Annotated in this window: 24 protein-coding genes and 1 pseudogene; 16 read left to right on the forward strand and 9 right to left on the reverse strand. The window is 63.1% G+C overall.

Annotated features, from left to right (window positions below; genetic code table 11):
• Positions 1-9: 9 nt before the first annotated feature.
• From LK440_RS18145 to LK440_RS16040, 6 genes and pseudogenes are all read left to right on the forward strand, one after another.
• Positions 10-258: pseudogene (locus LK440_RS18145) on the forward strand (uL22 family ribosomal protein); the annotation flags it as partial.
• Between the two features lie 106 nt (positions 259-364).
• Positions 365-727, forward strand: coding sequence for a metal-sulfur cluster assembly factor (locus LK440_RS16020; RefSeq protein WP_017685845.1), 363 nt, complete (start codon positions 365-367; stop codon positions 725-727).
• Between the two features lie 12 nt (positions 728-739).
• The gene (locus tag LK440_RS16025) at positions 740-1,129 is read left to right on the forward strand and encodes a nuclear transport factor 2 family protein (RefSeq protein WP_005017495.1); all 390 of its coding nucleotides are present in this window, start codon (positions 740-742) and stop codon (positions 1,127-1,129) included.
• Between the two features lie 84 nt (positions 1,130-1,213).
• Positions 1,214-1,504, forward strand: coding sequence for a putative quinol monooxygenase (locus tag LK440_RS16030; protein WP_005017490.1), 291 nt, complete (start codon positions 1,214-1,216; stop codon positions 1,502-1,504).
• Between the two features lie 220 nt (positions 1,505-1,724).
• Entirely contained in the window at positions 1,725-3,167 is a 1,443-nt protein-coding gene (gene gabD / locus LK440_RS16035) for an NADP-dependent succinate-semialdehyde dehydrogenase (protein WP_005017489.1), read from the forward strand.
• A 167-nt stretch (positions 3,168-3,334) separates the two neighbouring features.
• On the forward strand, positions 3,335-4,231 hold the full coding sequence (locus LK440_RS16040; protein ID WP_005017487.1) for a SphA family protein: 897 nt from the start codon (positions 3,335-3,337) through the stop codon (positions 4,229-4,231).
• Between the two features lie 122 nt (positions 4,232-4,353).
• Here LK440_RS16040 and bfr read toward each other — a convergent pair whose 3' ends face one another.
• From bfr to rpoN, 4 genes are all read right to left on the reverse strand, one after another.
• Positions 4,354-4,830, reverse strand: coding sequence for a bacterioferritin (bfr, locus tag LK440_RS16045; RefSeq protein ID WP_005017484.1), 477 nt, complete (start codon positions 4,828-4,830; stop codon positions 4,354-4,356).
• A gap of 313 nt (positions 4,831-5,143) precedes the next feature.
• Positions 5,144-6,052: a DMT family transporter gene (locus LK440_RS16050; RefSeq protein WP_005017483.1), complete on the reverse strand. Its 909-nt coding sequence runs from the start codon at positions 6,050-6,052 to the stop codon at positions 5,144-5,146.
• Positions 6,053-6,187: 135 nt separating this feature from the next.
• Positions 6,188-6,466, reverse strand: a complete 279-nt coding sequence (locus tag LK440_RS16055) for a (2Fe-2S)-binding protein (RefSeq protein WP_005017481.1) — start codon at positions 6,464-6,466, stop codon at positions 6,188-6,190.
• Positions 6,467-6,615: 149 nt separating this feature from the next.
• Positions 6,616-8,034, reverse strand: a complete 1,419-nt coding sequence (gene rpoN, locus LK440_RS16060) for an RNA polymerase factor sigma-54 (RefSeq protein ID WP_005017479.1) — start codon at positions 8,032-8,034, stop codon at positions 6,616-6,618.
• 16 nt (positions 8,035-8,050) lie between these two features.
• On the opposite strand from rpoN, the gene LK440_RS16065 reads away from it, so the two are divergent.
• Positions 8,051-8,773, forward strand: coding sequence for a hypothetical protein (locus LK440_RS16065; RefSeq protein ID WP_005017476.1), 723 nt, complete (start codon positions 8,051-8,053; stop codon positions 8,771-8,773).
• A 370-nt stretch (positions 8,774-9,143) separates the two neighbouring features.
• A complete protein-coding gene (gene leuA, locus LK440_RS16070; protein WP_005017473.1) occupies positions 9,144-10,853 on the forward strand; it encodes a 2-isopropylmalate synthase in 1,710 nt (569 codons plus the stop codon).
• A gap of 63 nt (positions 10,854-10,916) precedes the next feature.
• Here the strand turns inward: leuA and LK440_RS16075 are convergent, their stop codons facing one another.
• From LK440_RS16075 to LK440_RS16085, 3 genes are all read right to left on the reverse strand, one after another.
• Positions 10,917-12,206, reverse strand: coding sequence for an amidase (locus tag LK440_RS16075; protein ID WP_005017470.1), 1,290 nt, complete (start codon positions 12,204-12,206; stop codon positions 10,917-10,919).
• A gap of 439 nt (positions 12,207-12,645) precedes the next feature.
• Entirely contained in the window at positions 12,646-12,963 is a 318-nt protein-coding gene (locus LK440_RS16080; protein ID WP_005017468.1) for a hypothetical protein, read from the reverse strand.
• A gap of 85 nt (positions 12,964-13,048) precedes the next feature.
• A complete protein-coding gene (locus tag LK440_RS16085; RefSeq protein WP_005017466.1) occupies positions 13,049-13,387 on the reverse strand; it encodes a DUF1840 domain-containing protein in 339 nt (112 codons plus the stop codon).
• A 184-nt stretch (positions 13,388-13,571) separates the two neighbouring features.
• On the opposite strand from LK440_RS16085, the gene argS reads away from it, so the two are divergent.
• The 4 genes from argS (at position 13,572) to LK440_RS16105 (ending at position 18,332) form a co-directional block, all read left to right on the forward strand.
• Positions 13,572-15,257, forward strand: a complete 1,686-nt coding sequence (gene argS / locus LK440_RS16090) for an arginine--tRNA ligase (RefSeq protein WP_005017465.1) — start codon at positions 13,572-13,574, stop codon at positions 15,255-15,257.
• A gap of 6 nt (positions 15,258-15,263) precedes the next feature.
• Positions 15,264-15,956, forward strand: coding sequence for an SPOR domain-containing protein (locus tag LK440_RS16095; protein WP_005017462.1), 693 nt, complete (start codon positions 15,264-15,266; stop codon positions 15,954-15,956).
• 58 nt (positions 15,957-16,014) lie between these two features.
• Positions 16,015-16,650, forward strand: coding sequence for a thiol:disulfide interchange protein DsbA/DsbL (locus tag LK440_RS16100; protein WP_005017461.1), 636 nt, complete (start codon positions 16,015-16,017; stop codon positions 16,648-16,650).
• 122 nt (positions 16,651-16,772) lie between these two features.
• On the forward strand, positions 16,773-18,332 hold the full coding sequence (locus LK440_RS16105; RefSeq protein ID WP_005017458.1) for an EAL domain-containing protein: 1,560 nt from the start codon (positions 16,773-16,775) through the stop codon (positions 18,330-18,332).
• An 8-nt stretch (positions 18,333-18,340) separates the two neighbouring features.
• Here the strand turns inward: LK440_RS16105 and metC are convergent, their stop codons facing one another.
• On the reverse strand, positions 18,341-19,531 hold the full coding sequence (metC, locus tag LK440_RS16110; RefSeq protein WP_005017456.1) for a cystathionine beta-lyase: 1,191 nt from the start codon (positions 19,529-19,531) through the stop codon (positions 18,341-18,343).
• A gap of 151 nt (positions 19,532-19,682) precedes the next feature.
• On the opposite strand from metC, the gene LK440_RS16115 reads away from it, so the two are divergent.
• Entirely contained in the window at positions 19,683-20,309 is a 627-nt protein-coding gene (locus LK440_RS16115) for a LysE family translocator (RefSeq protein ID WP_005017454.1), read from the forward strand.
• A 7-nt stretch (positions 20,310-20,316) separates the two neighbouring features.
• Here LK440_RS16115 and LK440_RS16120 read toward each other — a convergent pair whose 3' ends face one another.
• Positions 20,317-21,378 (reverse strand): MBL fold metallo-hydrolase, encoded by a 1,062-nt coding sequence (locus tag LK440_RS16120; RefSeq protein ID WP_005017452.1) that lies wholly within the window; start codon positions 21,376-21,378, stop codon positions 20,317-20,319.
• Positions 21,379-21,450: 72 nt separating this feature from the next.
• Here LK440_RS16120 and LK440_RS16125 point away from each other — a divergent pair, with 72 nt between their 5' ends.
• The 3 genes from LK440_RS16125 to LK440_RS16135 all read left to right on the forward strand — a co-directional run bounded on the left by LK440_RS16125 (position 21,451) and on the right by LK440_RS16135 (position 24,589).
• Positions 21,451-21,831: a MerR family transcriptional regulator gene (locus LK440_RS16125; protein ID WP_005017449.1), complete on the forward strand. Its 381-nt coding sequence runs from the start codon at positions 21,451-21,453 to the stop codon at positions 21,829-21,831.
• 233 nt (positions 21,832-22,064) lie between these two features.
• Entirely contained in the window at positions 22,065-23,243 is a 1,179-nt protein-coding gene (locus LK440_RS16130; protein ID WP_005017445.1) for an isovaleryl-CoA dehydrogenase, read from the forward strand.
• A gap of 164 nt (positions 23,244-23,407) precedes the next feature.
• Positions 23,408-24,589 carry an acetyl-CoA C-acetyltransferase gene (locus tag LK440_RS16135; protein WP_005017444.1) on the forward strand — a complete coding sequence of 394 codons (1,182 nt, stop codon included), beginning with the start codon at positions 23,408-23,410 and terminating at the stop codon, positions 24,587-24,589.
• Positions 24,590-24,611: the final 22 nt, after the last annotated feature.

Raw genomic sequence — 24,611 nt, forward strand, 5'->3', positions numbered from 1 at the left:
GACGTCATCATGGTACGTGAGCCCCAACTCAGGCTCGCACAGTCAGAGGCCGCCGTCGCGCTGAAATGGGTGATCAATACCCAGGCGGGCAAGGCTCGCCATCGCCTGCGCTTTGGTCCGGGCCCCACTTGCGAACAGCTCGCCCGCCTGCTGGACAAAGCGCTGGTGCAAGCCGAACAGGCTGGCATCGACCCGGATGCGTTGGTATTGAGCCGCGCGCGCGTCAAACAGGCCGAACACATCATCCGTATCCGGCGCAAGGCCCATGGTCTGGCCGATTGGATAAGCAGTCCAACCAGCGACGTAACCTTGACGCTTACGCCCCCCCGGACAGGAGCCCGGTATCGAGGTCGACGCCACCGAGGTGGGCCAGGGCGTGCTCGATGGCGCGCCATCATGGACACCTGCTCCGGAAACGGAGGCGGAAACCACCATCCGTCAAGCGCTGCAGGCCGTCCTCGATCCGGATCTCGGCGTCAATATCGTCGACATGGGTTTCGTGCGTCAGGTAAGGCTTCGAGACGACGGTGTGGCAAAGATCACGATGACACTGACCTCTCCGGCCTGCCCCTTGGCCAAGGTAATGACCGACCAGATGCGGACCACACTGGCGGCACAGGACACGGATTTCGAGGTCGAGTGGGTCTGGCAACCCAGTTGGCGGCCCGCCGACATCACCGCTTCCGGCCGCGAGCAACTCGCCGCCATCGGCTTTAACAAGTTCTAGACAGGCAGAATCATGAGCCAACCCGAGCACGTTTCCATCGACACATTGGACGCCATCATGGCGGCATTCAACTCTCACGATCTCGACGCCATCATGGAGTTTTTCGCTGACGACAGCATATGGGAGGCGTCAGCCGGCCCAGAGCCCTGGGGCAAGCGCCTCGTTGGCAAAGCCGCCATCCGCGCAGGATTTGCCGCCGGGTACGCGCTGTTGCCCGATGCCCATTACAAGCCCGAGGGCCATTGGGTGTCAGGCGACAAGGCAGTTTCCGAATGGGCGCTCACCGGAACGCTGGCCGATGGCGCAAAACTGTGTGTACGTGGTTGCGACCTGTGGGAGTTTTCCGGACAGAAAATCGTCCGCAAAAACTCCTACCGCAAGGGCGTCACTCCACGCGATTGATTCTCGAATGAAGCACCGGCGCAGCGGCCAGCACTCGCCGCCGCTCGACGGGGCCTACTGACTGCTTAGCTCACGGAGTTATCCATGGCACTTCATGTCATTGCCTCTTTTGCCGCCCGGCCCGAATCATTCAAGCAGGTGCGCGAGCTGCTCATCAGCCTGATCGAGCCGATTCGACAGGATCCGGGCTGTATCCAGTGCGACCTGGTCACATCCGCCGACAGACCGCTGGAGCTGCTGTTTGTCGAACAATGGCGCGGAGCCCCTGAACTCGAAAGACATCTTGCGGACCCAGGCATCGCCTCTGTCGTCCAGCAGGCCGCGCCGATGCTGGCACGCCCCTTTTCTCTGGAACGATTCACACCGGTAGGCTGACCTACCCAGGCCACATGCTCCGCTGCGTCAAACGCCTCGCCGTTGCGCAGTGGAGCATCCGTTAAGCGCCTGACACGTATCTGTTGTATCGACGCAAGACCACGGCCAAACGGGCCGGGCTTTGTTGCGCCCTGCCACTTCGTGGGCGCCTCGGCCCAGACCGGCCCAAGCGGCAACAGCGGCCCAAGATGGCCATGAAGGATGCAAGGACTGAATCACCATGAACGCCCTCACGCTACTCAGAGAACAAGCCTATATCGACGGGCAATGGTTGCATGCCAAAGACCACGCACAGCAGGAGGTCAGAAACCCTGCCACCGGCGACAGGCTCGGAACAGTCCCCCTTATGGGCACGACGGAAACCCGTCATGCCATACAGGCCGCTAACCGGGCCCTGCCTGCCTGGCGAACGCTGCCTGCGAAGACCCGTGCCATCAAGCTGCGCAAATGGTTCGAACTGATGCTCCAGCATCAGGACGAGCTGGCCTATCTAATGACGATCGAGCAGGGCAAACCCCTTGCCGAAGCACGTGCCGAAATCGAGTACGCCGCGGCCTATGTGGAGTGGTTCGCCGAGGAAGGGAAACGTCTTTACGGCGACGTGATTCCCGCGCCTCAGGCAGACAAAAAAATGCTCGTACTCAAGCAGCCCATCGGTGTTGCGGCTGCGATCACGCCCTGGAACTTTCCCAGTGCCATGATCACCCGCAAGGTCGCCCCGGCACTTGCCGCCGGTTGCACGATCGTACTCAAACCCGCACCGCAGACGCCGTTCTCGGCATTGGCGCTGGCCGCGTTGGCAGAGCAGGCGGGCATCCCGGCGGGGGTCTTCAATATCGTCACCGGTCACGCGATCGAGATTGGCGCTGAGTTGACCAGCAACCCTATCGTGAGAAAGCTGAGCTTCACGGGTTCGACACAGGTCGGCCGGCGCTTGATGGCGCAGTGCGCCCACGACATCAAGAAGCTCTCTCTGGAGTTAGGTGGCAATGCCCCGTTCATCGTTTTCGAGGATGCCGATCTGGATGCCGCCGTGGCCGGCGCCATGATTTCAAAGTATCGCAACAACGGGCAGACCTGTATCTGCGCCAATCGACTGTATGTCCACGACAGTGTCTACGGCGACTTCGCGCAACGACTCACACAGGCCGTCGAAGCCCTGCGTGTCGGCAATGGCCTGGACCGCGGAGTCACGCTAGGCCCGTTGATTGACCAGGCCGCCGTAACGAAAATCCAGTCGCACATCGATGACGCGGTCGACAAGGGCGCCAAGGTGCTGCTTGGCGGCAAGCCTCATGCCTTGGGTGGCACCTTCTTTGAGCCCACCATCCTGACCGACGTGCCGGCCGACGCGGCCGTCGCCACGGCAGAGACATTCGGTCCGCTGGCGCCCTTGTTCCGTTTTCATGACGAAGCAGAGGTGCTCGCCCGCGCCAACGACACGGAGTACGGCCTGGCCGCTTATTTCTACACACAGGACGTCAAACGAATGTTTCGTCTGGCCGAATCGCTGGAGTACGGCATGGTCGGCATAAATTCCGCCGCCATCTCATCGGAAGTCGCGCCCTTCGGTGGCGTGAAAGCCTCGGGCCTGGGACGCGAAGGCTCGAAGTATGGCATCGAGGAATACATCGAAATCAAGTACGTAAACCTCGGGCTGTAGCCCCCTCCTGCCGCTCGGCGCCTACCGCTGGCACGTAGGTCCGCCGGGTCACCAACAGATTTCAAAACAGCGACACATCGGGCGCTGGGGGGTCGCTTTGACTCTTGAATCCCGACGTTTATCCGTTTCGGATAGCTCCAACAGATCACAAGGAAGGAGACAACCTCATGCACGCGAAAAACCGTATCACGGCCAGCCTCCTGGCCCTCTCGAGCGCCTTGGCAATGACAGGCGCACACGCCGACGGCCACTATGTGCCAGGCGTAGAAGGCATACAGGCGGCCAGCGCCCCCCCGCCTGGCGTCTACTACGTAGGCTATCTTTTGAACTACGACATCGATCACTTCCGCGCGCCCGGCAGCAGCGACAATCTGCCTGGCCACAACACGGGAACCGTAACGGCGCTGGCCAACCGCTTCGTCTGGATGACTAACCAGAAATTTCTCGGCGCGGACTACGGCATGGAGGCGATCGTACCCATCATACGTACCTCGTTGACCGTGAACGCAGCAGGCATTTCCGACTCACGTTCGGGCGTAGGCGATATTTATCTGGGCCCGCTTCTGCTGGGCTGGCACGGCACACAGTGGGACGCGGTGGCTGCTGCCGGCCTCTGGTTGGATAACGGCAGCACCAGCCACCCGGCTTCGCCCGGCAAAGGCTATAAAAGCACCATGCTCACCGGTGGCATGACCTATTACTTCGACAGCGCCAAAACCTACTCCGCTTCCGCCTTGATGCGCTATGAACTCAACCGCAGCAACAGCGACGGCTATCGTTCCGGTGACCAAATGACTGTCGAATGGGGGTTAGGCAAATCCTTCGGAGCCTTCTCCGCCGGCCTCGTCGGCTACAGCCAGTGGCAGACACGTGATGATCGTGGCAGTGGCGCCACGTCAGACAAGGCCTCGCGCCATGCGATTGGCGCAGAGTTGGTGTATCCGATCGCCAGCGCCGGGCTGGTTCTCAAGGGCGCGTTCTACAAGGAAGTCAGCGCAACCGCCGGCAGTGGTGCGCTTCCCAAAGGCTCTTTGGCACGCCTGACGTTGGTCAAGGCCTTCTGATGGACCGAGGCCCGCAGCACGTGCTGCGGGCCTCGGGAATGCCAAAGCGTGACCATCGCCCCCGACACGGCCGCCGCGTACGGGACACCGTACAGCGAGGGCGGCGGCAATGCCGCGGCGTCTCAGCCGGCGACTTCCATCTGGCTTTGCAGATAGTTTTGCAGGCCAACCTGATCGATCAGGCCGATCTGGGTTTCGAGGTAGTCGATGTGATCCTCGGTATCGTCCAGAATGCCTTGCAGCAGGTCGCGCGAGACGTAGTCACGCACGGACTCGCAGTAGGCGATGCCGTCTTTCAACGTGGCCTGGGCGGTCTGTTCGACCTTGAGATCACAGGCCAGCAATTCGGGCACGTCTTCACCGATCAGCAGCTTGTGCAGATCCTGCAGATTGGGCAGGCCGTCGAGCATGAAGATGCGTTCGATCAGGCGATCGGCATGCTTCATTTCTTCGATGGACTCTTCGTATTCGTGTTTGCCGAGTTTATTCAGGCCCCAGTGATTCAGCATGCGTGCGTGCAGAAAATACTGGTTGATAGCCGTCAGTTCGTTGGTCAGTTGCTTGTTCAGAAACTGAATAACCGTTTTATCGCCTTTCATATTTATGGACTCCTTGATCTGGCGGGGCCGCTAGCTTGAGCGTGGAACCCCGGCAGACTAACATCCCGGCAATGCCTCGCATAGTGTTTGCCCGCATTTGGTAAATCGCTTTGCGAGTGCAATAAGAAAGCGATAAAAGAATGAGAATGAATCTCTGTTTTTAATGCAATGTCCGCGCGATGACGCATTGACGTGCGCTGCGGCGCCATGGCGGACGAAAACACGTGCGTATTTGCAGGCGGAACGGCCGGCAAAATCCCCCGGCAATGCCCCATTTACACCGCGAATTCGCCACCGACAATAAACAACAAACTCAGACGTTGCGTCGTGTCGCCAGCCAGATCCCGAAGGCAATGGGCACAATGCCCAGCATGTCGAGCCACGAAACGGGTTCTCGCAACACCAGCCAGCCGAAGAACAGGCCCAACGGCGGCATGAGGAAATGCAACGCGCTGGCCGAGGTGGCGCTGCTGCGGCCCAGGATCAGAAACCACAGGTAGTAGCTGCCCATGGAGACCGCCACAATGGTGTAGCTCATGCTCAGCACGAGGCTTAACGTCAACCGCGCCTGCTCAAGCGTCTCGTAATGCAGGGCAAAAGGCCAAAGCGCCACGCCAGCGGCCAGCGCCTGCACTCCCGTGGCCATCCAGAGATTGGCGGCAGGCTTGAGTTTCTTGTAGGCCAGCGTACCGGCGACCAACGCGATCAGGCCGCCGAGCACGAGCAAGGTGCCATGGACGTCCTCATGCGCGCCGGCACCGGCCAAGCGAGAACGCAGCATGACCACGACGCCAGCCAGCCCGAGCAGTAGCCCGACCAATTTTCGCCAACCCAGCCGCTCGCCCAACACGGGCCCGGCCAAGATGCCGATGAGCAACGGGTTGGTGCTGATCAGCACCGACGTAAAGGCCGAGGACAACGTGGCCATGCCGCTCCAACTCAAACCCAGATAAAGCGCGTTGTTCAATAACCCCAAGCCAATCAGCGCGGCCAGGTCGCGGCGTGATGGCAGACGCAAGCCGCCCGTCAATGCCGCCATACCCATCATCAACACTCCTGCGATGCAGAATCGTACGGCCAGCAAGGTCAGAGGAGGGCAGTCGCGAACGGCGATCTTGGCCGCTGCGAAGGCAGAGCTCCATAGCACACAGAAAAGCGCGATGGAGCCCCAGGCCGTGCGTTCGGGCGCGGCGGCGGCGGATGAATCGACGCTGGTTTTCATGGCTGAGGCAGGTAGGGAGAATGCAAGGCATTCTCCACCGGCCGAGCCACTATGACAAACCCAAGGTGGGAAGTGGCCGCCTGCAACAGACGAAAAAAACGCCCCGCAGGGCGTCTTGACGGGCGCGCACCGCCTTCAGGCGGCGGCCACCAGGGGAATGGGAAACGTATTGGCTGCAGGCCGGTCGGCTTCGAGCATGGCCGCGGGGGGATTGGCCGGCACGGCAATGGAGCGCACGTCGCACACGCTGGAGGCGCGTCCGCCGGGAAGATATTCGCTGGCCGTGGCGGCGCAGCAACCGCAGCAGGAGGCAACTCCCAGCTCGAATTGCAGATCGCCCAACGAATTAGCGCCCGCATCCACGCAGGCGCGGACTTGGCGTTCGGTAACGGCATTGCATATGCAAACGTACATGCGAATGATTATCGACAAAAATTAAAGCGCAAGCAAGCCAGCCAGCCAGCCAGCCGGAAAATATTTTTCAGCCTGGCGCCCCGCACGCAACTCCTTGAAAAAAGTGACGAATCACCCCCCGTGCGACTCGACCCGCTGCCACCACGGGTTCAGCGCGCGGCGGCCTGGGCCTTGCGCACGGCGGCCGGGGCAATGCGCAAGGCCTCGCGGTATTTGGCCACGGTGCGGCGGGCAATGACGATGCCCTGACCGGCCAGGCGCTCCATGATTTGGCTATCCGAAAGCGGCTTGGCACGGTTTTCGTCGGCCACCATCTGCCGGATGTGCTCCTGAACGGCCGTCGCCGAGGCCGAATCACCGCTGTCCATGGCCACGCCCGTGCCGAAAAATCGTTTGAGCTCCATGGTCCCAAACGGAGTGAGCATGTACTTCTGCGTGGTGGCCCGCGAGATCGTCGACTCGTGCAGCCCGAGCTCGCCCGCGATGTCTTTGAGAATGAGCGGCCGCATCGCCGCCGGGCCACGGGTGAAGAACTCGGCCCGGTGCGCGACGATGGCCTGCGCGACGCGCAAAATGGTGTCGAAGCGCTGTTCGACATTGCGGATCATCCAGCGCGCCTGCTGAAGCTGGGCATTCAGCCCGGCATAGGCAGCCTCGCGCTGATTGGACAGCATTTGCGCGTACAGGCCGTTGACCTGCAGGCGCGGCATCACCGCGCTATTGAGCACCGCCTGCCAGCCTTGCCGCGTTTTGCGCACCAGCACATCGGGCACGGCGTACTCCGCCGCAGGCACCGTCCAGGCCCGGCCCGGCCGGGGCTCGAGCCGAACGATCAGCGCCCGCGCGGCGCGCAGCGTGGCCTCATCGACGCGCAGCATCTCCCGCAGGCGCGCCGGATTACCGGTGGCCAGCAGCGCCAGATGCTGGCCACAGAGTTCGCGCGCGCACCCCAGCACGGCGGGCGATGCGGCTTCGGGCAGCCGCGCGACGTCAGGATGGCGCAATTGCAACAGCAAGCACTCGGCCATGTCGCGCGCACCGATGCCGGTTGGGTCGAAGGACTGCACCAAGCTCAGCGCCGCACGCAGCTCATCCTCATCGACCTCGAGCTCGGCGGGCAGCCATTGCAGGATTTCACTCAGCGGCGAACCGAGATAGCCGTTATCGTCCAGCTCGTCGATGAGCAATGCGGCCAGCGCGGCGTCGCGCACACCGGCGCGGGTCAGCGCCAGTTGCTGCAACAGATGCTCGCGCAAAGTGTCGCTGCGGGCCGGCGAGTCGCTGTCCTCATCGGGGTATACGCCGCCCGAACCCGGCATGTCGTCAAACCGGATTTCCGTGTCCGTCACCGAATCGGCAGTGTCGAGACTGGCTTCGCGCTGCGGATCGCTGTCGATCTGCTCGGCCGGCGTTTCGTCGCGTTCGAGCAACGGATTCTCTGCCAGGGCTTGAGAGATTTCGGCCTCAAGATCCAGCGAAGACAGCTGCAGCAGCCGGATGGACTGTTGCAGTTGCGGGGTCAGGGTCAAATGCTGACCAGGCCGAAGTTCTAAGGCGGGACGACTCATAGGTACAATATTTTGCATGATGAATCCCACTTCGCCCGAACGCATTCGCCAGGATGGCCGACTGATAGGTCAAACGTTGCTCAAACTGGCGCTTGCGCGACTGGTGTTCAGGGCAATCGTGCTGGCTGTCATTGCCATCGTCTGGTTGCTCGCCAGCTCCTGGCTCCTCGGCTTCGGGAAAACCCTTGCCTTCGACGGCCTGCACAGCATGGGCCAGCAAACCGTCGATATGCTCGCCCGGGTCAATCCGTATTTCTGGTGGGGTGTGGTCCTCATCTGGACGCTGATCGTGTTCTTCAGCACACGCAGCTGGCTGTATGGCAGTCTAGCCGCCGGCAGGGCGCAGGTCGTCCCGCGCGACGTCCTGGCGCAACTGCGGTCGCGGCTCAGTGAAGAGGCCGTGGATGTGCTGCGCTGGGTCTGGGGAGATCGCGAAGAACCTTTCACGGTAGGCGACTTGCAACGCAGCCGCCGTGAGTTGCGCCACAACCGGATCGGCAAGATCGCCCTGGTCCGCGAACAGGCCGCCATTCTGGATCTGCCCGGCAGCACGCCGCGTGAACCGATGCCGGAATCTGCGCGCGCAGGCGTGCATCAGGCCAGTCGCCCGGCCGAACGCGAGCGCTCGCCGCAACCCATCATCGAGGCGCCACGCGCCAGCGCGCCGCGTGAGCCAGGCCGCTCGCCCTGGCGCCAGGAAGACGGCCCGCGCGAACCCAGCCTGGGGCCGGATCGCTGACCTGGTTGCGCGTTCGATTTGCGCGCCGCGCCGAAATATGTTTGACTTACGGCTATGGCTGACAAACACCACACCCCATTGACCGCTTCCGGATGCGCATGCGCACCGGCATCGGCCGTGGCTGCGTGTTCGTTTGCATCCTCCCTCCAGGGCGGCGTCGCCACCCTAGCGCTATCGCTATACCTACCGATCGGTTGCCGGGCCTAGTGCCCTGTGGTAGCTCGGCACCCACACGTTCGCCACTCGTCTTTCCCCCGTTTTAATCCGTGAATTCGGTCCCACTGCGACCGACGCAGGCACAAAACCGCCATCCTGGTTTGCCGCGCCCGAGATAGCCGGGATTCCGTCGAAACCGATTGAGGTGTTACCGATGCTCGCCAACCCCGCCACCAAATACGTGCCGTTCCAGCCCTTTGCTCGTGACTACTCCGAGCGTACCTGGCCCAGCCGCCGCATCACCAAAGCGCCGATCTGGATGAGCACCGATCTGCGTGACGGCAACCAATCGCTGATCGAGCCCATGAGCGTGGAGCGCAAGATGCGCTTCTTCGAGCAACTGGTGAAAATCGGTTTCAAGGAAATCGAAGTCGGCTTCCCGTCAGCGTCGCAGACCGACTTTGACTTCGTGCGCAAACTCATCGACGAAAAGCGCATTCCCGATGACGTCACCATCATTGTCTTGACGCAGGCCCGTGAAGACCTGATCACACGCACTGCCGAAGCCGCCGCCGGCGCCAAGCAGGCCATGATCCATCTCTACAACGCCTGCGCGCCGGCTTTCCGCAAGATCGTCTTCAACATGAGCAAAGACGAGATCAAGAACATTGCGCTGACTGGCACGCGCCAGATCAAGGCCGCCATGCAGCGCTATCCGCAAACGCAGTGGCGCTACGAATACTCGCCCGAGGTGTTCAGCACGACCGAACCGGAATTCGCGCTCGAGGTGGCCGACGCCGTGGCCGAAGCCTGGGACGCCACGCCCGAACGCAAGCTGGTGCTCAATCTGCCGGCCACCATCGAAGCGACCACGCCGAATCTCTACGCGGACCAGATCGAGTGGATGCACAAGAACCTCGCACGGCGCGACAGCATCATCCTGAGCGTGCACCCGCATAATGATCGCGGCACAGCCGTGGCCGCCGCCGAGTTCGCCGTCATGGCGGGCGCCGATCGCATCGAAGGCTGCCTGTTTGGCAGCGGCGAGCGTACCGGCAATGTCGACCTGGTCACGCTGGCCCTGAACCTCTACACGCAGGGCGTACACTCGGGCCTGGACTTCTCCGATATCGATGAAGTGCGCCGCTGTGCGGAGTACTGCAATCAGTTGCCCGTGCACCCGCGCCACCCCTATGCCGGGGACCTGGTATTCACTGCCTTTTCCGGTTCGCACCAGGATGCAATCAAGAAGGGCTTGTCCCAGCAGCGGCCCGACGGTGTCTGGGAGGTTCCCTACCTGCCCATCGACCCGGCCGACCTGGGCCGCAGTTACGACGCCGTCATTCGCGTCAACAGCCAATCCGGCAAGGGTGGCGTGTCCTATCTGCTCGAACAGGAACATGGCCTGGTCTTGCCGCGTCGCCTGCAGATCGAGTTCAGCCGCGCCATTCAGCGCGTGACCGATGAAACCGGCAGCGAAGTCACCAGCGAAGACGTCTATTCCATTTTTGCCTCCGAGTACCTCGAGCAACGCGGTCCCTGGAAACTGGTGCGTCACCGCATCGACGGCAACCCCAGCGCAGGTGAGGGCAAGCAGTTCGCCATCGAAGCCGAACTGGAATACGACGGCGAGCGCCGCATCGTGCGCGGCAACGGCGATGGCGCGATCTCCGCTTTCGTGGCGGCGCTGGATGTGCCTGTGCGCATCATGGACTATCACGAGCATGCCATCGGCACCGGCACCGACACCCGTGCCGCCAGCTACGTCGAGGTTCGTGTCGGCGAATCGCCCACTGGCTTTGGCGTTGGCATCGACCGCGACATCGTGACGGCATCCTTCCGCGCGGTGCTCACGGCAGTCAACCGCCACATCCAAGCTCAAGGCGACGCCGCGGCAGCGGAACCCGAGGCCGCGACGGCCTGACATCCTGCCGCAGAAATGAAATGCCCGGCTCAGCGCGAGCCGGGCATTTTTTCGACCACACCCTCAATCAGTTGACTGCAAGATGCCGTGCATCCAGCGTGCTGCCGCAAGCAGCCTGTGATCGGTGTGCGGCGCACCCACGGCCTGCAAGCCCACAGGCAGGCCTTGCGGGCCGACGGCGAAGGGAAGATGCACGGCCGGAAAGCCAAACAGCGACCAGACACGGCAAAAAAGCGGGTCCCCCATGCCTTGGTCAAAGAAGGGCGCCTCGCCCGCCGTGCTGGGGGCCAGGATCACGTCATAACGCTCGAACCACTGCAAGGCCCGAGAGCGCGACTGCCGCGCCCGCAAGAGGCGCTCCTCGTGATCGTCGGCCCGGATGGCCGCCCCGGCATCCAGCATGGCAAGCAGGCGGCTACACAGCTGCGCGCGGCAACGGGTGCGTTCGTACGTCAAGGCCTGTGCCGCCTCGAAGGCCATCACATCGGCGTGCAGTTGAACCAGGCTGCAATCCTGTGCCGGCAGGACGACCTCTTCGACCTCGGCGCCCGCGCGCGAAAGAAGGCGCGCGGCCTCTTCATAGGCATTGCGGGTTTCAGGCAGAGCCTGCCTCCACTGAAACGTGCGCAACATCCCCACGCGTGGCCGCTCGAATTCCTGCAGATCGCGCAGACGTGTATCGCCCATGATGACCGACGCCAACAAGGCGACATCGTCGACGCTGCGCGCCAGGCCACCGATCGTGTCCAGATTTTCGGCCAGGGTCTTCATGCCGGCGCGAGGCACCCGACCGAATGTCGGCTTGTAGCCCACGATGCCGCAATAGGCCGCGGGCCGGATGAGAGAGCCGGCCGTCTGCGTACCCAGCGCCAAAGGCACCATGTCATCGGCGATCGCCGCGGCAGATCCGCTTGAGGATCCACCCGGCGTGTAGGCCGTATTGCGCGGGTTGCGCGTGGGACCGGGCTGGTCGGTGGCGAACTCCGTCGTGACAGTCTTACCCAACACCAGGGCGCCTGCCTCGCGGCATAGCGCCACGGCAGCGGCATCTGCTGGCGGCTGATGAGTGCTGTAAATGCCAGAACCGTAACGGGTGGGCAGATCATGCGTATCCAGCACATCTTTGACACCCATGGGCAGACCATGCAGGATGCCTTGCACACTGCCACTGTCCAACGCCTGGGCATGCGCCAGGACGTGGGCCGGATCCAGCGCCGCCCAGGCCTTCACCGTGGACTCACGTTGCTCGATGCGCGCCATGCAGGCGCGGGCCATTTGCACGGCCGTCAGTTCGCGGCGCTGCAAGCGCCTGACGGCCTCCAGCGCACCCAGTTGATTCAAGGCTTTCGCCATCCCCAATTCCCTATATCGCCGTGCGCTTTGTTTGTCGCATGCAGCTAGCGCATCAATAGCCGCAGTTTAGAAGCAAGCGACGGGCATATGCAAAGACGTAAACGCTCTGGAACCTAGGACTTTCCCGCTGATCGTGCCGACGTCCTGACCGCCAACGTGAATATCCCGCGTTCGGCACAGACGCCGGGGCTGACCGCATCATCAGACCTCTACGAGCCCATTTGCATCTGCCACGACACACGTCCGCGCGGAACAAACCGTCTCCGCGCCTGCCGCCTCACGGCCAGGAAATCATCGTCGTATCGATGCCAGGGATAGCGAAAATCTAGCCGCAGGTGCTGCGAGAGGCGAGCGGTCGCAGGATGGTGCATGCGGGGCGGTGTGCGCGGCGATTCGCCCCCCCCCGATCAAGGCATGCCGGCGGCCACGCAAAGCCGGCTCAATAGCCGATGGACAACCCCGGCAGGTCCACGATGACGCGCGCCCGCTCCAGCGCCAGCGCAGCGTTGCGGGCGAATTCTTCGGCCTCTTTGGCATCACTGGACAACGTGTCGTAGCCAAGCGCGTCGGCCACACCCATGATCTTGTCCAGTAACAGCACTTTGCCACTGGGGCGCAAGGGCTCGCAACCCATCAGTTCCCAGGCACTGTCGAACCAGTCGCGCGCGGCCAGCGCAGCTGGCCCGGAAGGCTCGACCTGGACGCTTAGGTCCACCGAGCGCCGGGCGTCAAAGATCACGGTGACGTCGCTACGCATGAGAATCTCCTGGAATCGAAAGAAACGTGGCCCGCGCAGTATGCAGAAAAAACCGGTCTGGCATTGTCAGACCGGCGACATTGCCTCACCAGCCCCGGCTGACTTCCCAGGTCAGATCGGCATGGGCGGCCAGCGACTGGCGCATCATGTCCAACAGCGGATAAGCGCGCTGCTGCATGCCGACCTCGCGGTCAACCGGATGCTTGGGCTCCTGGTCGGGGTTCTCGTCTTCCTCGGGCGTGGGCTGGCCAGCCACGGCGGCTTCCAGCGCGGCGATCGCCGCAGGCAACTGATCCGGTGTAAAGACGCCCCGCTCGGGAATGTTGCCACCCGTCAGCTTGCCCGTAGCCTGAAGAAGCGGGGCCGCATCACCAGTGCGCATCAGAACTTCGGCCGTGGCCTTCGAGTGAAAGGTAATCAGCATCTTATGTCTCCCAACAGGATAATTTCATACACTACCTGATCGGTCCCCCTCTGCCAACCATACTGCCCCCGGCCCGCCAGGCATGGATAAACCGGGATCGCGCTATCATTTAGGCACTTTAGCGCGAGCGTCCCGCCTGGCGCGGGGCCAGCGTCCGCCTCCTGACATTTTCTGCCGACCGCCCATGCTCCCTGAGCAACACCACCAACTCATCTCCCTGCTCGCCCGTGCCGTTGCCAGCCTCCTGCCTGAGGCCCAGCCCGACATCCAGCTCGAGCGCCCCAAAGTGGCTGCCCACGGCGATGTTGCCACCAACGTCGCCATGCAACTGGCCAAGCCGGCCAAGCGCAACCCGCGCGAGTTGGCGCAGGGAATTGTCGAGGCGCTGCTGGCTGACCCCGAAGCCCGCGCCATCGTCGACAGCGCCGAGATCGCCGGCCCGGGTTTCATCAATCTGCGTCTGACCTCCGCTGCCCGCCAGGCGGTGATCGCGGCCGTGGCCGATCAGGGTGCCGACTTCGGCCGCGCCGCGCGGCTGGGTGAAAAGGTGCTGGTCGAGTTCGTGTCGGCCAACCCCACCGGCCCGCTACACGTCGGTCATGCGCGCCAGGCCGCCCTGGGCGATGCGTTGTGCCGGCTGTTCGATGCCACCGGCTGGGATGTGACGCGCGAGTTCTATTACAACGACGCCGGCAATCAGATCGAAAACCTGGCCATCAGCGTCCAGGCACGTGCCCGCGGTATTGCCACGGATGCCCCCGAATGGCCAGCCGACGGTTACAAGGGCGATTACATCGTGGATATTGCCCGCGACTACGCCGCCCGCGCCTCGGTGCATGCTGCCGACGGCCATGCCGTGCAGGCCAGCGGCGATATCGACAACCTGGACGACATCCGCGCGTTTGCGGTGGCCTATCTGCGCCACGAGCAGGACCTGGACCTTCAGGCTTTCGGCCTAACGTTCGACAACTTCTACCTGGAAAGCTCGCTCTACACCTCGGGCCGCGTCGAACGCGCCGTGCAGACGCTGGTCTCCAACGGCCACACCTATGAGCAGGACGGGGCGCTATGGCTGCGCACCACCGAGCTTGGCACTGGTGACGATAAAGACCGCGTCATGCGTAAAAGCGAGGGCGGGTACACCTATTTCGTACCTGATGTCGCCTACCATCAGGCCAAGTGGGAGCGCGGCTTTCGCCAGGCCATCAATATCCAAGGCAGCGACCATCACGGCACGGTGGCGCGGGTGCGCGCCGGCTTGCAAGGGCTGGACGAGGGCATTCCCAAAGATTTCCCCGCCTATGTCCTGCACAAGATGGTCAAGGTCATGCGCGGCGGCGAAGAGGTCAAGATCTCCAAGCGGGCCGGCAGCTATGTGACGATGCGCGATCTGATCGAGTGGGTGGGACGCGATGCGGTGCGCTACTTCCTGATCCAGCGTCGCGCCGACACCGAGTTTGTGTTCGACATCGATCTGGCCCTGTCCAAGAGCGACGAGAACCCGGTCTATTACATCCAGTACGCCCACGCCCGCATCTGCAGCATGATTGCCAGCTCCGGGCTGGATGAGGCTGCCATCATTGCGGCTGACCCCGCACCGCTGACCGCGCCGACCGAGTTCGCGTTGATGCAGCGGCTCGCGGAGTTCCCCGGCGTGGTCAAGCTGGCAGCGCAGGAGCTGGCACCGCACCATATCGCCTTCTGGCTGCGGGACTGCGCGGCGGACTTCCATGGCTGGTACAACGCCGAACGCGTCCTGGTCGACGACCCGGCCGTGAAGCTGGCGCGACTGCGCCTGGCGGCCACCACGCGTCAGGTACTGGCCAACGGCCTGGCCCTGCTGGGCGTGACCACGCCCCAACGCATGTAAGCGCCCATGGCCAGCAAGCGGAAATCCAGCTCCCAGGGCGGCAGCACGTTGTACGGCGTGTTGGCCGGTCTGCTCATCGGTCTGATCCTGGCTGCCGGGGTGGCTTTCTATGTCACCAAGGCACCCGTACCCTTCGTGGATCGGGCCACGCGCCAAACCAGCGGTACCGAACGCGCCGTCGATCCTCGTGACGCTCCCGACCCCAATCAGGGGCTCTACGGGCGCGATGGCGCGGCGGGCACGGCTCCGACCGGACCCACTGCCTCCGCGCCCACACCCTTGGCCGACGGCAAGACCGACGACCTGGGCGCATTGATCGCCAGCTTGCCCAGCGCCGGTCAGGCAACCGCGCCGGCCTCGCTGCCCGTGCCCGCGGCCCCGCCTGCGGCAATCAAACCGGCAACAACGGCCAAAGCCCCCGAGAAGACCGCAAACGCGGCACCCTCGTCGGCTTCGCAACACGCCAACGGCAATTACTATCTGCAGGCTGGCGCCTACCGGGGGCAGGCCGATGCCGAATCGCTGCGAGCGCGCATTCTGTTGCTGGGGCTGCCGGTCAATGTGACGCGCGCCGAAGTCAATGGCGTGCAAATCAATCGGGTGCGCGTCGGACCTTTCGCGCGGCTGGACGACATGAACCGGGCACGCAGTCGTCTGGGAGAAGACAAGATCGAATCCACCGTGGTCAAGCAGCAATAAACTCTTGAACTTCCGGGCCTGGCCCGGGTCTGTAACGCTTTTCACTCCAGGAATACGTATGCCGTCTCCGTCGATTTCCCGCTTGCTGGCCGCCGCCGCCCTGGCCGCGACAACCTTCTTCGCGCCCGCCAGCCACGCACAGGGCAACAACAATGGCTATGTCGCCATCTCGCCCGCGCTGCCCACCGACACCCCGGGCAAGATCGAAGTCCTGGAATTCTTCGCCTACACATGCCCGCACTGCGCGGCCATCGAGCCCATGGTCGATGATTGGGTCAAGACCAAGCCGCAGGATGTCGTCTTCAATCAAGTGCCCATCGCCTTCAACGCGAGCATGAAGCCGCTGCAGCAGCTGTATTACACGCTGCTGGCACTGGATCGCCCTGATCTGCACGTCAAGGTCTTCAATGCCATCCACGGCGAACGCAAGCGTCTGTTCGACAAGAAGACCATGGGCGAGTGGGTCGCCGCGCAAGGCGTGGATCGCGCCAAGTTCGACGCCGTTTTCGACTCCTTCAGCGTCCAGACCCAGGTGCAACGCGCCAACCAACTGGCCGAGGCCTATCGCATTGACGGCACGCCCTCGTTTGCCGTCGGCGGCAAATACATGACCTCGCCGGTCATGGCAGGCAACAGCTACGAGGGCGCCATCAAGGAAGTCAACAAGCTGATTCCCATGGCGCGCGGCCAGTAATCCCGCCGTCAATCTGTCTTCAGCCCCCCAAGGCCCATGCCGGCCTTGGGGGGGTTTTCATGGCGGCATACAATGGCCCGGCAAGTGCCCGTCACTCATAACCCGGAAGCGTCGGTCGCCCAATGCCGGCCACCAAGCATCGCCACCGCTGGAGCCTCTTCGTCGCCCTGCTGGCGATGGCGCTGCCACCGTTACTGATGGCTCCCTTGATCTGGTGGATGGCCGAAGACCGCGCCAGTGGCGAATCGGCGGTCACGGCCGCGACCATACAGCGGCAGATGGACACCACCCTGGACATCGTGTTTGAACATGTCCACCAGGCGCTGGGGCTTTTGGCACAACCCTGTCCGGACGCAGCACCCGAGCTCGCCCGCCAGGCCAACACCACGGTCTATTACCGTTCGCTGACGCTGATGCAGCGCGGAAAGATGTATTGCTCTTCGCTGATCGGCGAGATCAACTTCACCCCGCGCGATATCTTCGATGGCCTGCAGGCGCTGCCCGCCGGCCACGCCATCACCCCCATCATGGGCACGCTCCTGGTGCCGGACCGCATGGCCATCGTGGTATCCGAGTCGACCGCGCCAGGCACCGGGGCGCTGGCCATCATCGAAGGCCAGTATCTGGTGGCCATACAGAAAGCGGCCTCCAACCGGGGTGCCTTCCGTGTGGAGATCGCATTGAGCGATACCGGGCAACCGCTCTCACCCAGCGTACCGGAACACGACGTCACCGCCTTCAGTGACCGCGCTCGCGCACAAGCGCAGTCCTCGCGCTACCCCGTGCTCGTGACCGTGGCACCGGCGCTGGAGATCATCGCCGAGCACCGGGCCTATCTGTGGCACCACCATGCGCCCTTTGTCGTCATCGTCTCGCTGCTGGTTGGCTTGCTGGCCTATCACTACAACCGCCGCCTGTCTCTGATCAGCGAAATCGTTCGCGGTATGCGCCGCGGCGAGTTCTCCATGGTCTATCAACCTGTCATGCACCTGCCCAGCGGCAAAATGAGCGGGGTGGAAGCCTTGATCCGCTGGCACCGCCCGGACCTGGATCTGGTCAGGCCCGACCTGTTCATTCCTTTGGCGGAACAACACGGCCTCATGCCCGCCTTGACGTGCCATATTTTTGAATTGCTAGCCGCGGACCTGCCCTTTCTGCATCTGGGCCCGCAGGACCACCTGGCCATCAACATCAGCGGCTCTCACCTGGCCACGCCTGGCTTTGCGCAGGACGTCGGCCGGCTGATGGCCGCGCTAGGGCCGGGCAGGCCCCGGGTCGTACTGGAGTTGACCGAACGCGAAGCCGTGCTGCGCGACCAGCAGACACTCTCGAATATCCAGCAGGCCCGCAACCTGGGTGTGCTGTGGGCGCTGGATGATTTCGGCACCGGGCAAAGCGCCTTGGCCTACCTGCGCGAATTCGACGCCGATTTCATCAAGATCGATCGCAGCTTCGTCATGGGCATAGGGACGGACTCGGTCAATGCCGTCGTACTGGAAGCCATCATCTCGCTGGGTCGACGCCTGGAATTGGAGCTTACTGCCGAGGGCATCAAAACCCGCGAGCAGGCCGACCACCTGACCGGCCAGGGCGTGCAATGGGGCCAGGGGTATCTGTACTCAAAACCCTTGCCTGCGGAGATACTCGCGCAATGGCGCCGTGACCGCGAGGCAGGGGCATGACGTGGTCTCTAGCGGCCTGCAGCGCGTTGCAGCGCCTGCGTAAGGTCGGCGATCAGATCGGCGGGTGATTCCAGGCCGATATGCAGACGCACGAGCGCGTCCTGCCCTCCCTTCCAATAATGATGAGGCGCCAACTCGCCTGGCGTGACCAGCTGCACCAGCGACTCGAAACCGCCCCAGGAGTAACCGATACTAAAGAGGTTGAGCGCGTCGACGAAGGTCCGCGCAGCGTGCACCGACAGGCGCAATTGCACCGCCAGCATGCCGTTCGAACCGGAGCAGTCACGTTTCCAGAGCGCGTGCCCTGCGTCGCCGGGCCAGGCCGGGTGGTAGATGGCCGCCACTTCGGGGCGGCTTTGCAAAAACTCGCAGACCTCCAGAGCATGGCGGGCATGCTGCGCCATGCGCACCGGCATGGTGCGAACCCCGCGCAAGGCCAGCCAGGCATCGTCGGCACTGACCGAATACCCCATGGCGTACTGTGTGCGGTTAAGACGTTTGGCGATGGCCTCATCATTGGTGATGACCGCGCCGAGCATCAAGTCGGAATGGCCCCCCACGTATTTCGTGCCGGCGATCACCGACACCTGCGCGCCCAACGCCAGGGGTCGATAGATGTAGCCGGAGCCCCAGGTGTTGTCGGCGGCCAGCACCAGGTTGTGCCTGCGCGCAAAGCTGGCCAAGGCAGGCATGTCCAGCATCTCGAACAGCAAGGAACCCGGCGCCTCGACATACAGCAGGCGCGTATTGGGCTTGACCAGCGCCTCCAGATCATCGCCTGCGTGGTAGAACGTCACGTCGATGCCCAGGCGTGACAATACCGCGGCATTGAGCTCATGCACCGGGCCATAAACGCAATCGGCTACCAGCGCATGATCGCCTGCCGACAGCAGCGCCATGAAGGCCAGGGTAATGCCGCCCAGCCCCGAGGAGGCCAGGTAGCAATGTGTGCCTTGCTCGAGCTGGCAGAACACCTGCTCCAGCGCGGCATGCGTCTCCATACCCATGCGACCGTAGGCGACAGCGCGCTCACCGGCGGCTTTGCGTTGCTGGGCGTTTTCCAGCGCCTCCAGACTGGCAAACCGCACCGTGCTGGCACGCATGGAAGGCAGATTGACCGGCGCGGCTCCGGTCTGGGGATCGAAAGGCGCGGTACCCAGGCGCTGAAGCAGGGTGTCGATATGCTCGGAGGAGGACATGGCAGCGGGTAGACAGGGGAAAGAATGACAGAGTAGCAGGCACTGATCGGTCTGCAGGTTGGATCGATATTACCCAACCGTCGACGCTGGGCTGGCCTATGATGCGGAAAGCGCGCCTGGACGCGACACTTCATTTCCCGTGTGTAGGCTCATGCTGCCCCTCGACACTCTGATTGCATTTTTCGGCATCGCCGTACTCTTGGCCCTCACACCCGGGCCAGACAATCTGTTCGTGCTGATGCAATCGGCCCTCTGGGGCCGCAAGGCCGGTTTTCTGGTCGTACTGGGCCTGTGCACGGGGCTGCTGGGGCACACGGCCGCCGTGGCCCTTGGGCTGGCGGCGGTATTCGCCACCTCGCCCATGGCCTTTGTGGTCCTCAAGCTGGCCGGCGCGATCTATCTGCTCTATCTGGCCTGGCAGACTCTTCGCGCGCCCACGGGCGCAAACCGCAGCCAGGCGCCCGCGCCGCTGGGAGCGGGCGCACTGTATCGGCGCGGCATCATCATGAACCTCACCAACCCAAAGGTTCTGCTGTTTTTCTTCGTTTTTCTGCCGCAATTCACGCAGATCGGAGCCGGCCCCCTGGCCTGGCAGATCATCGAACTCGGCGCCGTCTTCATGGCGGCTACGCTGCTGATTTTTGGCGCCATCGCCGTGTTTTCAGGCGGGTTCGGACAGTTGCTGCAACGCTCGACCACCGCTGAGCGCTGGCTCAACCGGCTGGCGGGCGTAGTGTTCATCGGGCTGGCACTGCGGCTGGCCACCGCCAGCCGCTGACGCGAGATCAGGCCGCGCGGAATCGCACGATGCCGTCTGCATCGGTTGCCCGGGTCAGGCGCCCTTCGAAATAGAGCGCGTGCAGATGGGCCAGCGCCTCGCCCATGGCAAAGGTCAGTTGGTGCAGATCGAGCTTGCGCCGAAAGAGTACCGGCAGAATGTCGGTGGTCGATTGCGGGGCAAGCCCGCAAGCCTGCACAACCTCCTCCAGACGCTCGGCATGGTGTTGCTGCTGCTGTGCGACACGTTCATGCAAGCCACGGAAAGGGCGGCCGTGCGAAGGCAGCACCAGCGTGTCCTGGGGCAGGTCCGCGTAGGCATTGAGCGAACGCAAGTACAGCGGCAGGGGATTGGCGTGCGGCTCGTAATCGAACACACTGATATTGGTCGAGATACGCGGCAACACCATGTCGCCCGAAATCAGCACATTCAGGGCTGCACAGAAAAACGACATATGTTCCGGCGCATGGCCATAGCCTACGATGGCGCGCCAATCGTGACCGCCGATGCGGATCAGGTCGCCGTCCATGATCCGGGTATAGCGGGCCGGCATGGCCGGGACCAGACTCGGGTAGTAGCCTGCCCGCTGGCGAATTTGCTCCTGCGCCGCGGGGTCGGTCAGACCGTGGCGTGCAAAATGGGCGACCGCGCCTTCGCCGCCTGCGCCGCTGCCCCCACTGCGGCTGGACCACAGCGAAGCCACCATGAAGTCCGTCATGCTCATCCACAGCGGTGCCTGCCAGCGCTGACAGAGCCAATCGGCAAGACCGACGTGGTCCGGATGCATATGCGTGACCAGCACGCGCAACACCGGCAACCCTTCCAACTCGTGCTCGAACACCTGCTCCCACAGCGCCTTGACTTCGTCGCGCGAGATGCCGCAATCCACGATGGTCCAACCTTGACGCCCCTCGATCTCATCGCGCAAAAACCAAAGATTGATGTGATCCAGGGCAAAGGGCAGCGGCATGCGCAGCCATTTGACGCCCGGCGCCACCTCCTGAGCCCGGGCAGGCTCGGGTTGTGTATCGCCCCAGGGGTACTGCAGTTTCTGCTCATTCGGGTTCATGTCTTGTCTCGCAGGCTTGACGTCCGGGTCAAGGCGTCATAATTTACGTTTACGTAAACTGCCACATACCGCATGTCCTCGTCAACCTGGACCATCTCCGAGCTCGCCCGTGAGTTTGACATCACGCCTCGCACGATCCGTTTCTATGAGGATCAGGGCATCGTCAGCCCGCAGCGAGAAGGCCGCAACCGCATTTACGGCGCGCGCGATCGCACGCGGCTGAAACTGGCGCTGCGCGGCAAGCGGTTAGGCCTGCAATTGTCGGAGATCCGCAGCCTGATCGATATGTACGACGGCCCGAGCGACAACGCCGCACAGTTGCGTCAGTACTTGTCGGTGCTGGCCCAGCACCGCGCCACGCTCGAACAGCAGCAGCGCGATATCGAAGATACGCTTGCCGAAATCAGCGCGCAGGAGCAGCAGTGCCATAGCCTGCTGGCCAGCAAACGCTGAGCACGCCACTGACTGAAGCCACATGCCACGGGGCCGGCGCAGGCCCCTGACCGGTTGGCACCGCTTTGCCTGTGGCCTGTCGTGCCCGGCGCGCCTGCACCCATTCATCCGCCTAGGGGAAAACCCGACTGAACTTTACGTTTACGTAAACGTAATATTTGCACTGCGTCATTCATCCGAACCGACCGCATCGTCCCTCGCGCCTGCAAGCACTCACTATCACGGAGACTTCGATGAACCTTCCCGGCCTGAACTTCGATCTGGGTGAAGATCTGGAGATGCTGCGCGACGCGGTGCGTAGTTTCGCCTTGAGCGAAATCGCCCCGCGGGCTGCGGAAATCGACCGCAACGATCAGTTCCCCATGGATTTATGGCGCAAGTTTGGCGAGCTCGGGGTGCTGGGCATGACCGTGAGCGAAGAGTATGGCGGCACCAGCCTGGGCTATCTCGCGCACATGATCGTGATGGAAGAAATCACCCGTGCGAGTGCCTGGGTAGGGCTGTCATATGGCGCCCACTCCAACCTGTGCGTCAATCAGATCTACCGCAATGGCACCAACGATCAGAAAGCGCGCTATCTGCCCAAATTGATCTCGGGCGAGCACGTCGGCGCCCTGGCCATGAGCGAACCGGGTGCCGGTTCGGATGTCGTGAGCATGCGCCTGCGCGCCGAGAAAAAAGGCGATCGCTATGTCTTGAACGGCAACAAGATGTGGATTACCAATGGACCGGATGCCGACACACTGGTGGTCTACGCCAAAACCGACCCCCAGGCGCACCAGCGCGGCATTACGGCCTTTCTGGTCGAGAAAAGCTTCAAAGGCTTCTCGGTAGCCCAGAAACTGGACAAACTGGGCATGCGCGGCAGCCATACCGGCGAACTGGTTTTCCAGGACTGCGAAGTGCCGCAGGAGAACATCCTGGGTCAGCTCAACGGTGGCGTGAAAGTCCTGATGAGCGGCCTCGATTACGAACGTGCCGTTCTGTCCGGTGGTCCCCTGGGCATCATGCAGGCCGTCATGGATGTGGCCGTGCCCTATGTTCACGATCGCAAGCAGTTCGGCCAGGCCATTGGCGAGTTTCAGCTCATCCAGGGAAAAATGGCCGACATGTACACCATGCTGCAGGCCAGCCGCGCCTTCTGCTACACCGTGGGCAAGAATCTCGACCGCCTGGGCCGCGAACATGTCCGCCAAGTCCGCAAGGACTGCGCCGCGCTCATTCTCTATACGGCCGAACGCGCCACATGGATGGCGGGCGAAGGCATCCAATTGCTCGGCGGCAATGGGTACATCAACGAGTACCCCGTCGGGCGCCTGTGGCGCGACGCCAAACTGTATGAAATCGGCGCGGGCACCAGCGAGATCCGCCGCATGCTGATTGGCCGCGAATTGTTCAACGAAACCACCTGATTCAGAAAAGCGCGCCACTCAGCGTCCCGCAACCCGGTTTACCGCAAGCGCGTCAAGCGCGCGGCCGGGTTGGCGCTGGACGTGGGCCACTTTTCTTTTACGATACCGGCAGGGCCCGGCTCGACCGGGCTACGTAGTCCTGTCCCGATTTAAAGGAGCAAGTGATGTCCGACCCTATCGTCATCGTTTCCGTTGCCCGTACGCCCATGGGCGGCATGATGGGCAGCCTGTCCGGTCTGTCCGCCCACGAGCTGGGTGCCATCGCCATCAAGGCTGCTGTCGAGCGCGCCGGCATCAAGCCGGATCACGTCAATGAAGTCATCATGGGCAACGTGCTGCAGGCCGGCCAGGGCCAGGCGCCCGCCCGCCAGGCCGCGCTGGGCGCCGGACTGCCGCTGGGCGTCAGCTGCACCACCATCCACAAAGTCTGCGGTTCGGGCCTGAAGGCGGCCATGTTCGGCCACGACCTGCTGCTGGCCGGCACCGCGGACGTGGTGGTCGCCGGTGGCCAGGAAAGCATGAGCAACGCCCCCTATCTGCTGCTCAAGGGCCGCCAGGGTTACCGCTACGGTCACAGCACCGTCTACGACCACATGGCCCTCGACGGCCTGGAAGACGCCTACGACCGCGGCAAGGCCATGGGTGTATTCGCCGAAGACTGCGCCACCAAGTACAGCTTCAGCCGCCAGGAACAGGATGAATTCGCGCTGGAGTCGCTGCGTCGCGCCCGCGCGGCCACCGAAGACGGCAGCTTCAAATGGGAAATCACTCCCGTGACCGTGGCCGGCCGCAAGGGCGACACGGAGATCGACACCGACGAAGCGCCAACCAAGGCCATGCCGGAGAAGATCCCGACCCTCAAGCCGGCCTTCAAGAAAGACGGCACGGTGACAGCCGCCAACTCGTCGTCGATTTCCGATGGCGCCGCCGCCATGGTTCTGATGCGCGCCTCGACCGCGCAAAAGCTTGACGTCAAGCCGCTGGCGCGCATCGTGGCCCACACCCAGCACTCGCAAGAGCCGCAATGGTTCACCACGGCTCCGGTGGGCGCACTGAAAAACCTGTTCGCCAAGACCGGCTGGAAAGCCAGCGATGTAGATCTGTACGAGATCAACGAAGCATTTGCCGTGGTCACCATGGCCGCCATGAAGGATTTCGATCTGCCGCATGACAAGGTCAACGTCCACGGCGGCGCCACGGCGCTGGGCCACCCCATCGGCGCATCTGGCGCCCGTCTGATGGCCACCCTTATCGGCGCGTTGCGTCAGAAGGGCGGCAAAAAAGGCGTGGCCACGCTGTGCATCGGCGGCGGTGAAGCCGTCGCCATGGCCATAGAAATGCTCTGATGGACCTGCGGCCTGCCCTGGC

Origin of the sequence: Bordetella holmesii (genome assembly GCF_020735985.1) — a bacterium.
GTDB classification, from domain to species: domain Bacteria; phylum Pseudomonadota; class Gammaproteobacteria; order Burkholderiales; family Burkholderiaceae_B; genus Bordetella; species Bordetella holmesii.